Below are 11,927 nucleotides of genomic sequence, written 5' to 3' on the forward strand. Positions count from 1 at the left end.
AGCAGCGCTAAAATATATCATCCTGTTTTTAATAGGAGTGGGAGTTTTATATTTAGCGTTTCGGGGTCAGGATTTAGGCAAAATCTTGGAAGAAATAAAAGGAGCTGATTTCTTTTGGGTAATCGTTTCTTCCTTCGCCGTATGGATAGCCCACGTTTTACGCGCATTGCGTTGGCAAATGCTTTACCGCTCCATACAATATAATGTTGGTTTCTGGAATGCTTACCACGCCGTAATTATTGGTTATCTGGCCAATTTGGCTTTACCCCGTTTTGGCGAAATTGGTCGGTGCTCTGTTATAAATAAGGCCGAAAAGGTGCCCATGTTCGCATCGATAGGTACTGTAATTACCGAAAGGCTTTTTGATGTACTGGTACTTTTACTTACCAGTGTAGCCATGTTGGTTTTTCAGTACGATATTGTTTCTGATTTTTTACACGATACGATTTATCTTAATCTGGTTAAAAAATTAAGTGCCATCAATTATTTGTGGCTGCTTTTAATTGGCATTATTGTTATTCTGTTAATCGTAAGCGCAATTTATTTTATGCGTCAAAAATTTAGTCAAAAATTTCTGCGGATTTTTGTGAGCCTTCGCCAGGGTTTTGGTTCATACAGCAAGTTAAAGCAAAAAGGCTTATTTTTAAGCTATACCTTAGGCATATGGGTTTTCTATTCGCTATCGATGTATTTTGCCTTTTCATCTATTTCAGCTACGTCAGGCTTGCATTTTAGTGCAGCGTTTACCGCAATTGTATTTTCTGGTTTTGCTATGGCAGCTCCAATCCAGGGTGGTATTGGTGTTTTTCACTGGGTAGTTGCGCAATCGCTGGTATTATACGGTGTATTGTTTAAAGATGGTTTGGCTTACGCTACCATTATCCATTCCTCGCAGGTATTGCTGATTTTAGTGCTGGGTAGTTTGAGTTTGCTGAGGGTTTTGGTGCAAAAACGGACACGTTAAAAATGGCCATTAATTGGCTCTGTTTTCATCTTCGTTTTTTTTGTTTTCCTTGGCCTTGTAAGTTGAGCTGCCAAAATTATAAGTTAAGCTAAAGACCAATCGCCGGGCAGCATTATAATGATACATATCGTTGTTTATAATGTGTTTCTCTCTAAAAATGAGCCTTCTTTTAATGTTGTCAAAAGCATCGTAAAGTGTCATCTTCGTATTAAGCTTATTCTTTAGCCAGGTTTTTTGCAATCCAAAATCGACTCCATAAATAGGTGAGAAGATGTAAAGGCCGTTGCCGCTTTTCGATTCGTAAGTATAGCTCACATCAATTAACCAATCTTTTAAGGTAAAAACCTGACTGCCGTTAATCTTATAATCATAAACGGGTATTTGATAGGTTTGCCCGAAGTAAGGGGTTAACTCTTTATTGTAATTAAAGGATACATTGTTATTCATCCGCCACCATTTGGTTACTGTTATTGGAGAACTGACCTGCAGGTTTGCGAAATTTCTGTACGGGAGGTTTCTGCCTAAAAAAATTAATTCATTTGTTTCGGGATTGTATTCGGGATAACGTGCCAAAACATCTGTTTCACGTCCGGCGTTTAATGAGATGTTGAGTGATTTTCTGCTGTAAGATAGCGCGAACAGGTTGGTTGTTGCAGGTTGCAGATAAGGATTTCCTATCCAATAATGGCGCGGACTATAATAAAAACGGAAAGGATTTAAAGCCGCAAAGGTTGGTCTTGTTAACCGTTTGCTATAGCTGAAACTAAGTTGTTCACTATTGTTAATTCTGTAGGTTAGATTAAGGCTTGGTAACCACTTCAAATACCTTCTTTCGGTAAGTATACCAGTTGTTACGGAATTTGCTACGGTAACAGTATGCTCGGTTCTTAAACCTAAGCTGTAACTTATTTTATCCAGTTGCCCGGTATAAAACAAGTAACCTGCTGCAATATGTTCGTGGTAACTAAATTGATTGCTGCGTTTGGGGTCTAAATTAAAGACAGCATTAGCCAGGGTATCGTAACGAAGGTTATTTTGAGTACTGTTGTAAGCATATTTGCCGCCAAATTCTAACTTTCCTTTACCTGTTTTTTGAATATAATCTGCTTGTAGGGTACGTATCAAAATATTGTTCCGTGAGTTTGTTTTCCAATAATTCACCAGCTCGTTTTTAAATATATTGCGGTTTTGAATATCCTCTGTTTGCCTATTGTCAATTTGAGCTAAGGTACTTATGATGTGTAGCTCGCTGTTTTTAAACTGGGCATTATAATTAAGACCGCCTGCATAATTACGTTGTTTAGGCCGCGCATCGTTGTCGCTTTTAACAAGATTAAGGGTATAATCTAAGTCAGGTGTCTGGGTAAGCAGTTGGTTGCCTGATATGGCATTTCTGTTTACCTGGTTGGTACGTACAAAAGCTTCCAGGTTTTGCCCACTTTTTAATTCGTAAGTCACGGCCGCCTGTGCATTAAAATTCTGGTTAGCGGTAATGGTTCGCGTATCGGTAATTAGGGCATTGCTATTGGCCAGGTATTGTAGCGCGTAATATTGGTAATAAGTGCTTCCATAGGCGTGGCCAAGTTTAAAGTCGTAACTGAATCGAGGTGTTTTTAAAACCAGCGATAGATTATTATCGAGTAAACTGTAGTTGTTTTGCTGAAAACGGGTATTGTAAATCCCTCTTAAACCTAACGCAAGATTCCTTTTTAACCTGATGTCTATAATTCCTTGATATTCTCCATCATATTTGGATGAAGGCTGGTTAATCATTTCGATAGATTCGACCATATCTGGCGATAAGCTATTCAGGTAAGTCAAGACTTCATCATTACTCATGTTTATAGGTTTGCCATCAACAAATACAGTAGGAGTTGCTCTGCTAGCCATTTGTATTGTTCCATCCTGGCTAACCTGAAGTCCGGGAAGCTTTCTTAATACATCGAGCAAATTTGAAGCAGACTTGAAAAATGTATTGTTGGCAATACCGATTTTAATTTGTCCATTTTTCGTGCTGAAATTAGCTGTACCGCCCATAATGGTTACTTCCTGGAGCAGGTTGATGTCTTCGGGTATTAAAATATGGCCTAGTTCTAGTATTTCTGCACTATTTTCATTAATCAATAGTATTTTTTCCACCTTTTGATAACCCATCAACGTAATGGTTAAACTGTATTTACCTTTGGGTATACTGCTAAATCCAAAGAAACCGGCAGTGTCGCTACTGGCATATTTAATTAAAAGCGGGCTGCCTTGATCAGTCAGCATCAGGTTAGCTAAAGGCAGGCTTTGGCCGGTCTTGCTGTCAACCACCCGTCCCTTAATAATCTGTGCGCTTAAATATGAGCTGATAAATAAAAAGAGGCACAATAATATTGGTTTCATCTTCGTGTGTTTGGTTTTTATAATTTATGCCAAAACTAGAAGTGGATGAGGGAGAGGTGGTTTTGAATTTCAGATTTGGGAGTTCTGAATTATAAAACCGGACAGTGTTTAGTTTGATGAAGCAACAGATAGCTGTTCTTTATAAAGTGTTGGGGTTGTTTGTTTATGCTTTTTAAAAGCGGTGTAAAAAGTAGATTTGGCATTAAAGCCCACTTCGTAACCAATAGCCTCGAGTTTAATGCCTTTATCGTTGATGATCAGTTCGCAGGCCTCATCTATTCTAAATTCGTTAATGTAGGCTGCAAAGCTTTTTCCTAAATTATCGTTAAGTAACTGAGATAGCTGGTGGCTCGAAATATTGATTTTTTTGGCAAGGTCATTTAACTTGAGGTCCGGATTTTTGTAAAGTTCTTCCTCCAGAATAAGTTTTTGGAGTTTTTGGGTTAAGGCTTTGGCCTGCTCCGTAGCAATCTTTTTGTTGGCATACTTGGGTAAATCGGGGTTGCCAGATAAAATATTGCTGTTTTTTCTTTCGCTAACAAACAAGAAAAAATTTAGATAAAGAACCAGTGAGAAAAATAAGGCCCCACTAATACAGGGCCCGTTAAAAAAAGAGAAAATAGATAACTTAAATGCAGCCGGAACAATTATGTTACCTGCAAATACAGATAACAATAGCTTTTCGGTTATAGAAAGTTTGTCTCGTTTGGTAAATAAGGTAATAATAACACTTCTTAGCAACCAGGCTGATAATAAGATATAGATGGTAAATTGTGCAGAAACGACTGTTCCGATGTAATTTTCCCACATATCAGGTCGGTTATCATAAGGTGCTATTATGCCCGCAATTGTAATGGCCAAAAACCAAAACAGATAAACCCCTTTTTGGACCATTGTACTTTTCTGATCCGGTACCAATGCCGATTGAATGAAATAATAAAGCGAGGGCCCCACTAAGGCACTTCCCATAATGCCAATTTCGATGTAGAGACCAGGGAGAGTGGGATAGAAGTAAAAAATAAATGATTTGCCAATTTTTAAGCAGAGCGATAATAACAAAATTCCGAGGAGGTGTACAGAAACAGACTTCGGCTTTTTGAACAGCAACAAGTATCCACCAATGAGAAATGAATTGAATATGCCTAAAGCACTGAAAAAAAATAAAATTTGTTGCCCCAGGTTCATTTAACAAAAATAATAATCTTTCGTTAACGCCAGCTAGTCATAATAAATACTTTCATTTTAAATGCGATAATCTTTTGCAGGATTGTTAAGTATTATCCAGCAAAATAAAATACTATGCAGCCATAGTATTTCTGATCTATAAATCATACATTTGATTTACTAACCTTTTATACATAATTGTTATGCATTTTGAATTAAGTGAAGAACAGATCATGATACAGCAAGCTGCGCGCGATTTTGCCCAGCATGAATTAAAACCTGGAGTTATTGAAAGAGACGAGCATCAGAAATTTCCGGCCGAGCAGGTTAAGAAATTGGGTGAACTCGGCTTTCTGGGAATGATGGTTGATCCAAAATACAATGGCAGCGGTTTGGATGCCATTTCTTATGTTTTGGTAATGGAAGAGCTATCTAAAATAGATGCCTCGGCTTCTGTTGTTGTTTCGGTAAACAACTCGCTGGTGTGTTACGGTTTAGAGGCTTATGGAAGTGAGGCACAAAAGGAGAAATATTTAAAACCACTTGCTGCCGGCGAAAAAATCGGGGCTTTCTGCCTGTCAGAACCCGAAGCTGGATCTGATGCCACCTCACAGCGAACTACAGCCGAAGATAAAGGCGATTACTATTTACTTAACGGTACCAAAAACTGGATTACCAATGGTAGTACTGCTTCAACTTATCTGGTTATCGCACAAACTCATCCTGAATTAAGGCACAAAGGAATAAATGCCTTTATTGTTGAAAAAGGGATGGAGGGCTTCACCGTTGGGCCAAAAGAAAATAAACTGGGTATTCGCGGGTCTGATACACATTCGTTAATGTTTAATGATGTTAAGGTACCCAAAGAAAACAGGATTGGTGAGGATGGCTTTGGTTTTACCTTTGCCATGAAAACCCTCGAGGGTGGGCGTATTGGTATAGCAGCCCAGGCGCTGGGGATTGCGCAGGGTGCTTTTGAGCTGGCTACGCAATATGCAAAAGAGCGCAAAACCTTCGGTAAACCGATTTCAGAGCATCAGGCTATTGCTTTTAAGCTGGCCGATATGGCTACACAGATTGAGGCTGCCCGTTTATTGGTATATAAGGCCGCCTGGTTAAAAAGCCAGGGACTTCCGTATACACAGGCTGGCTCGATGGCTAAATTATATGCTTCGAAAGTGGCTATGGATGTAACCATAGAGGCGGTCCAGGTGCATGGTGGTTACGGTTTTGTAAAAGAATACCATGTAGAGCGTTTAATGCGCGATGCAAAAATTACCCAGATTTACGAAGGAACATCTGAAATACAAAAGATGGTGATCTCGAGAGAGGTGATTAGATAGTTCATGGTTATCAGTTGGCAGCTCGAATTGCAAACTGCCAACTGAAAACTGAACTATTCTTTCTCTCCCACAATAGCGCCAAAAACTGCTTTCAGCAGGGCTACAATTATTGCCAGAAAAGCTGCGGAGATAAAACCCGAGGTATTAAAAGAAGTCATCATGTTATCAACCAATAATACCATTAATACGGTGATGATAAACGAAACCAGGCCCAGGGTAAGGAAATTAATCGGAAAGGTTAATAGCCTTAAAATAAAGCCAATTGTAGCGTTGGCCAGGGCAATTAAAATGGAGGCAATAATGGCACTGCCATAGCTATCAATATGTACACCAGGTACTAAGAATCTGGCGCCGATAAAAAAGGCCAGCCCTGTTAATAGTATTTCGATAATAAATCTCATAATTGTTTATTTTTGTGAATGTTAAAGTACTTTTTTAAATATTTAGTCTTGTTTATCGTCGTGTTTTTGGCGATTTCCTGTTCGAATACAAACAACAGGCCAATTATTCAGTTTTCTGGCGATAGTACTTCAATAATAATTAAAAATATTGATGAGGCCAGCCTTTTGCAGGTTAAAAATGCCTATCGGGCTAATGCAGATACAGTTAATATGGTTACAGTGTTACTTAAGCCGGGGGAGCTGGACAGTGTACAAGACGAGCTTGAAGTGCCCGGAAAAATTAACATTGCCGGCGATTCGCTTGTTTTTAATCCCGATAGCTCATTTGTTAAAGGTAACACCTATATGGTAGAAAGTTACATCGGCGTAAAATTTGCCACGGTGGGTAATCTGATCTCAGGTAATGCAAAACAGAACTTACAGGCACAGCGACAAACACTTAGGCGGTAATAATCAGCATAATAATTGCTGCAGGTGTTTGATTTTGTCTAAAAAATTACTACATTTGCATCGTAATCGAAGAAAAGAGAAGGGGACAGTGTCCCCTTTTTCTATGAAATCAGGTTAAAATATGCAGGTAGAAAAGAGAGTTGCAGCCCTCGTAGAGGAAAAAATTGCCGATCGTCCAGAGTTGTTTCTGGTTGATGTGAAAATGTTGCCAAACAATAAATTAATTATCCATGTTGATGGCGATGAAGGCATTAGCATACAGGATTGCGTGGCTATTAGCAGGCACGTTGGTTTTCATCTCGAAGAAGAAAACGCAATAGAGCAGGCTTATAATTTAGAAGTTTCTTCGCCGGGTGTTGGCGAGCCATTAAGGCTTGTTCGCCAATACAGCAAAAATGTTGGCCGTACTTTAGGTATTAAGTTAAAAGATGGCCTGAAAAAAGAAGGTAAACTGCTGGCAGTTACAGAAAATGATTTGCTGATTGAAGAATCGGTAAAAGAAAAAGGGAAAAAGGCGGTAGCGGTTCAAACAACTGTTCCGTTTAATGATATATTAGAAACAAGTGTGTTAATTTCATTTAAGTAAGAATGAGTACTACAACAATTAATTTGATCGACTCTTTTCAAGAGTTCAAAGATTTCAAAAATATAGATCGCCCTACGGTGATCAGTGTGCTGGAAGAGGTTTTTCGTAGCATGTTGCGTAAAAAATACGGAACAGATGAAAACTGTGATGTAATTGTGAACCCGGATAACGGGGACTTGGAGATCTGGAGAACAAGGAAAGTAATGGAAGATGGCTTTTCTGAGGATGATGATTTAGAAATCGAACTTGCTGATGTACACAAACTTGATCCGACTTTAGAAGTTGGTGATGATTATATCGAGCAAATTACTTTAGAAAGTTTCGGTCGTAGGGCAATTTTAGCAGCACGCCAAACACTCGTTTCTAAAGTATTGGAGTTAGAGAAAGATGAAATTTTCAAAAAATATAAAGATCGCGTTGGTGAAATTGTAACCGGCGAGGTTTATCAGGTTTGGAAAAAAGAAACTTTGGTTTTAGATGATGAAGGTAACGAACTTTTAATGCCTAAAACAGAGCAGATCCCAGCTGATTATTTCAAAAAAGGCGATTCTGTAAAAGCAGTAATCTCTAAAGTGGAAATGATCAATGCCAATCCGAAAATTATCATTTCGAGAACTGCGCCTGAGTTTTTACAGCGCTTGTTCGAGCTTGAAGTACCTGAGATTTTTGATGGTTTAATTACCGTTAAGAAAATTGTTCGCGAACCAGGAGAGCGTGCTAAAGTTGCAGTAGAATCGTATGATGACCGTATTGATCCGGTTGGAGCATGTGTGGGTATGAAAGGATCGCGTATCCATGGTATCGTTCGCGAGCTGAAAAACGAAAATATTGATGTGATTAACTTCACAAACAACATCTCATTATATATTACCCGTGCTTTAAGCCCGGCTAAAATCACATCTATTAAATTGGATGATGAAACCAAACATGCATCGGTTTATTTAAAACCAGATCAGGTTTCATTGGCAATCGGACGTGGCGGACATAACATTAAACTGGCTGGTAAATTAACCGGTTACGAGATTGATGTTTACCGTGAAGCTGGAGAAGAAAGCGACGAGGATGTGGATTTAGAAGAATTCTCAGATGAGATTGATAGCTGGATTATTGATGAATTAAAGGCTATCGGGTGCGATACTGCTAAGAGTGTTTTAGCACTTACAGTAGAAGATTTGGTAAAACGCACCGACTTAGAAGAAGAAACCATTAAAGAAGTGGTTCAGATTTTACAGTCAGAATTTGAATAAGTGGTGTAATTGCCAAATAAACACTACTTTTGTTTTATTATAAAAAATAACAGGAGCTAAATGTCAGACGACAAACCAATCATTTTAATTAAAGCTATTAAAGAACTTAATATAGGCATGAGTACGGCCGTTGAGTTTTTAAACAAAAAGGGATTCTCTGCCGAGAAGAGCCCTATGTTTAAACTTACGGGTGAGATGTATAATGCCTTATTGAAAGAGTATCAGGGAGATAAGATCGTAAGAGAAGAAGCCAAACAAATAGTGATTGGTAAAATACGTCGCGACGAGCCTGAAACTGAGAAGCCAGTAGAAGCGCCGAAGAAAAATACCGATTTTGAGAAAAATGAAGAGATTTTAATCAAAAATGCTCAGTCATTTACTTCTCCGGTAGAAAAACCAAAGGTGGTTGAAACACCTAAAGTAGAAACTCCGGCACCAACCCCTGCGGCAGCAGCGCCGGTTGCAGCACCAAAAGCTGAAGAAAAAGCTGATGAAAGCGCTTTACCAGGTGTTAAAATTGTAGGAAAGATCGATTTAAGCGATCTTAATTCAAAAACACGTCCGGTTAAGAAAGAAGAAACTCCTGCACCAGCAGCTCCGGTAGCAGCCGCACCAGTTGCAAAAGCACCAGAGCCAGTTAAACCGGTAGAACAACCTAAAGCAGAAGAAAAACCAGTAGAGGTTAAGAAGGAAGAAACTCCAGCTCCTGCACCAACACCTGCTCCGGTAGCAGCAGCACCAGTTGCAAAAGCACCAGAGCCGGTTAAACCGGTAGAACAACCGAAGGCAGAAGAAAAACCAGCAGATACTAAACCTGTAAGCAACGAGCCCGAAGTAATTAAGGCGCGTACGGTTAAATTAACTGGTCCGAATATTATTGGTAAAATTGTTTTACCAACTACGCCAGATCGCAGAAACGGTCCCGTAGCTTCATCTAGCGATAGTGAAGCAGCTAAACGTAAGCGTAAGCGCAAAAAAACTCCTGGAGCACCAGGTCAGCCAGGCCAACCTGGTGGTCATGGTCAGCAAGGACAAAATAATCCTGCAGGTCAGGGTGGGGCACCGGGTCAACCTCGTCAGCCTTATCAAGGCAACAGGCCAGGTGGCGGTACACCATACCAGGGTAACAGACCAGCCGGACAAGGCGGTACTCCTTACCAGGGTAATAGAAATAACAACAGACCAGGTTTCCAGAATAGAAATGCTGCACCAAGCGGACCTAAAGAAGAACCTACAGAGAAAGAGATTCAAGATCAGATTAAAGCCACACTTGCCCGTTTAAGTGGAGCAGGTAAATCTGGTAAGTTTGCACAACGCGCCAAGTTACGTCGTCAGAAACGTGATGATGTGGCCAGTAACGCTGAAGAAGCAGCAAACGAGCTTGAATCGCAATCGAAAATATTAAAAGTAACAGAATTTGTTACGGCGAATGAGCTGGCGAACATGATGGATGTACCGGTAACCAAAATTATTGGTACCTGTATGAGCTTGGGTATGTTCGTTTCCATTAACCAGCGTTTAGATGCTGAAACCTTAACCATTGTTGCCGATGAGTTTGGTTACGAAATTCAATTCGTTAAACCAGATGAAGAAGAAGATAATGTAATTGAGGAAGAAGATAACGAAGAAGATTTAATCGAAAGAGCTCCGGTTGTTACGATTATGGGTCACGTCGATCACGGTAAAACCTCATTGCTGGATTATATCCGTAAAGCGAATGTGGTAGCTGGTGAGGCGGGTGGTATTACCCAGCACATTGGTGCTTACATGGTAACTACCCCTTCTGGTAAAAAAGTAACTTTCTTAGATACACCAGGTCACGAGGCCTTTACCGCGATGCGTGCACGTGGTGCTAAGGCTGCAGATATTGCCATTATTGTTATTGCTGCGGATGATGCAGTGATGCCTCAAACAAAAGAGGCGATTAACCATGCACAGGCAGCGGGTGTGCCATTGGTATTTGCTTTTACCAAAATTGATAAACCAGGTGCAAACGGAGATAAGGTACGTGAGCAGTTATCGGTAATGAATATTTTGGTTGAAGACTGGGGGGTAAATATCAATCGCAGGAAATTTCGAGCAAAAGCGGCTTAAATGTAGACTTACTTTTAGATAAAGTATTATTAGAAGCTGAGTTATTAGAACTGAAAGCCAATCCGAACAAACGTGCTACAGGTACGGTAATCGAATCGGCATTAGATAAAGGACGTGGTATTGTAACTACAGTACTGGTTCAGGGTGGTACTTTAAAAGTTGGAGATCCAATTTTAGCTGGTAGTTACAGCGGACGTGTAAAAGCGTTAACCAATGAGCGCGGTGCTAAAGTAGATTCGGCAGGTCCATCACAACCGGTACAGGTTTTGGGTATGCAGGGCGCACCTACAGCTGGCGACAGGTTTAATGCTTTAGAAAGCGAAACTGAAGCCCGTGATATTGCAAACAAACGGATGCAGTTACAACGCGAACAAGGCTTACGTACGCAGAAACACATTACTTTGGATGAGATCGGTCGTCGTTTGGCAATCGGTAACTTTAAAGAGCTTAACATCATCGTTAAGGGTGACGTGGATGGTTCTATCGAGGCCTTAGCAGACTCATTGTTGAAACTATCAACTGAGCAGATCCAGATTAATATCATTAGTAAAGGTGTTGGTCAGATTTCAGAATCTGATGTATTGTTGGCTTCGGCTTCGGATGCGATTATTATCGGTTTCCAGGTTCGCCCATCAACAGGTGCACGTAAATTAGCTGAAGCAGAGCAAATCGATATCCGTTTATATTCTATCATTTACGATGCGATCAACGAGATTAAATCGGCAATGGAAGGTATGTTAGATCCGGAATTTGAAGAGAAAATTGTGGCTAACGTTGAGATCCGCGAAACATTCAAAATCACTAAAGTGGGTACCATTGCAGGTTGTATGGTATTGGATGGTAAGATTACCCGTAACAGCAAAATCCGTATCGTTAGAGATGGTGTTGTAGTTTACACAGGAGAGCTTGCATCATTAAAACGCTTTAAAGATGATGTGAAAGAGGTGAACAAAGGTTATGAATGTGGTTTAAACATCCAGAACTTTAATAACATCGAAGTTGGCGATATCGTTGAAGCTTACGAACAAGTAGAAGTAGCGAGAAAGCTGTAATCAGTTTTCTGTCAAAATAAAAGTAAGGGCATCAATAATATTGATGCCCTTTTTTGTTGCGGAGAGCAATTGGTTGTTCTTTTTAAAAATCTGATTGAATAATTATCTGATGAATCGGAATATTGTAGAGTCCTGCAATTTTATCCAGTTGTGATATGACAAAATCTAATTCGTTATTTTTAAGAAGAGGAACTGCTCCCGCAAATATGATTAAGAAGGGATACAGAAAGCAATATCTACA

The 11,927-nt window shown here is 39.8% G+C and carries 8 protein-coding genes and 1 pseudogene; 6 read left to right on the plus strand and 3 right to left on the minus strand.

Annotated features, from left to right (window positions below; translation table 11 throughout):
• Nucleotides 1-37 precede the first annotated feature (37 nt).
• Entirely contained in the window at nucleotides 38-964 is a 927-nt protein-coding gene (locus tag G7074_RS10805; RefSeq protein WP_240916555.1) for a lysylphosphatidylglycerol synthase transmembrane domain-containing protein, read from the plus strand.
• 9 nt (nucleotides 965-973) lie between these two features.
• On the opposite strand, the gene G7074_RS10810 is transcribed toward G7074_RS10805, so the two are convergent.
• Entirely contained in the window at nucleotides 974-3,349 is a 2,376-nt protein-coding gene (locus tag G7074_RS10810; RefSeq protein WP_166208351.1) for a TonB-dependent receptor domain-containing protein, read from the minus strand.
• Nucleotides 3,350-3,457: 108 nt separating this feature from the next.
• Complete coding sequence (locus tag G7074_RS10815) at nucleotides 3,458-4,318, minus strand: AraC family transcriptional regulator (protein ID WP_158673978.1); 861 nt, start codon at nucleotides 4,316-4,318, stop codon at nucleotides 3,458-3,460.
• A gap of 398 nt (nucleotides 4,319-4,716) precedes the next feature.
• Between G7074_RS10815 and G7074_RS10820 the strand changes: the two genes are divergently transcribed.
• Nucleotides 4,717-5,856, plus strand: coding sequence for an acyl-CoA dehydrogenase (locus G7074_RS10820; protein ID WP_166208354.1), 1,140 nt, complete (start codon nucleotides 4,717-4,719; stop codon nucleotides 5,854-5,856).
• Between the two features lie 53 nt (nucleotides 5,857-5,909).
• Here the strand turns inward: G7074_RS10820 and G7074_RS10825 are convergent, their stop codons facing one another.
• The gene (locus tag G7074_RS10825; protein ID WP_124558175.1) at nucleotides 5,910-6,257 is read right to left on the minus strand and encodes a phage holin family protein; all 348 of its coding nucleotides are present in this window, start codon (nucleotides 6,255-6,257) and stop codon (nucleotides 5,910-5,912) included.
• Nucleotides 6,258-6,323: 66 nt separating this feature from the next.
• Between G7074_RS10825 and G7074_RS10830 the strand changes: the two genes are divergently transcribed.
• The 4 genes and pseudogenes from G7074_RS10830 (at nucleotide 6,324) to infB (ending at nucleotide 11,686) form a co-directional block, all read left to right on the plus strand.
• Complete coding sequence (locus tag G7074_RS10830) at nucleotides 6,324-6,707, plus strand: hypothetical protein (RefSeq protein ID WP_166208357.1); 384 nt, start codon at nucleotides 6,324-6,326, stop codon at nucleotides 6,705-6,707.
• A gap of 121 nt (nucleotides 6,708-6,828) precedes the next feature.
• Nucleotides 6,829-7,293, plus strand: a complete 465-nt coding sequence (gene rimP, locus G7074_RS10835) for a ribosome assembly cofactor RimP (RefSeq protein ID WP_124558173.1) — start codon at nucleotides 6,829-6,831, stop codon at nucleotides 7,291-7,293.
• Between the two features lie 2 nt (nucleotides 7,294-7,295).
• On the plus strand, nucleotides 7,296-8,540 hold the full coding sequence (gene nusA, locus G7074_RS10840) for a transcription termination factor NusA (protein ID WP_124558172.1): 1,245 nt from the start codon (nucleotides 7,296-7,298) through the stop codon (nucleotides 8,538-8,540).
• A 60-nt stretch (nucleotides 8,541-8,600) separates the two neighbouring features.
• A pseudogene (gene infB, locus G7074_RS10845) lies at nucleotides 8,601-11,686 on the plus strand (translation initiation factor IF-2).
• Nucleotides 11,687-11,927 lie beyond the last annotated feature (241 nt).

Origin of the sequence: Pedobacter sp. HDW13 (genome assembly GCF_011303555.1) — a bacterium.
Taxonomy (GTDB): domain Bacteria; phylum Bacteroidota; class Bacteroidia; order Sphingobacteriales; family Sphingobacteriaceae; genus Pedobacter.

Excerpts from the sequence above, each read along its gene's own strand:
- G7074_RS10810 (WP_166208351.1), bottom strand. The coding sequence starts at position 3,349 with ATGAAACCAATATTATTGTGCCTCTTTTTATTTATCAGCTCATATTTA.
- G7074_RS10815 (WP_158673978.1), bottom strand. The coding sequence starts at position 4,318 with ATGGGAAGTGCCTTAGTGGGGCCCTCGCTTTATTATTTCATTCAATCG.
- G7074_RS10820 (WP_166208354.1), top strand. The coding sequence starts at position 4,717 with ATGCATTTTGAATTAAGTGAAGAACAGATCATGATACAGCAAGCTGCG.
- G7074_RS10825 (WP_124558175.1), bottom strand. The coding sequence starts at position 6,257 with ATGAGATTTATTATCGAAATACTATTAACAGGGCTGGCCTTTTTTATC.
- rimP (WP_124558173.1), top strand. The coding sequence starts at position 6,829 with ATGCAGGTAGAAAAGAGAGTTGCAGCCCTCGTAGAGGAAAAAATTGCC.
- nusA (WP_124558172.1), top strand. The coding sequence starts at position 7,296 with ATGAGTACTACAACAATTAATTTGATCGACTCTTTTCAAGAGTTCAAA.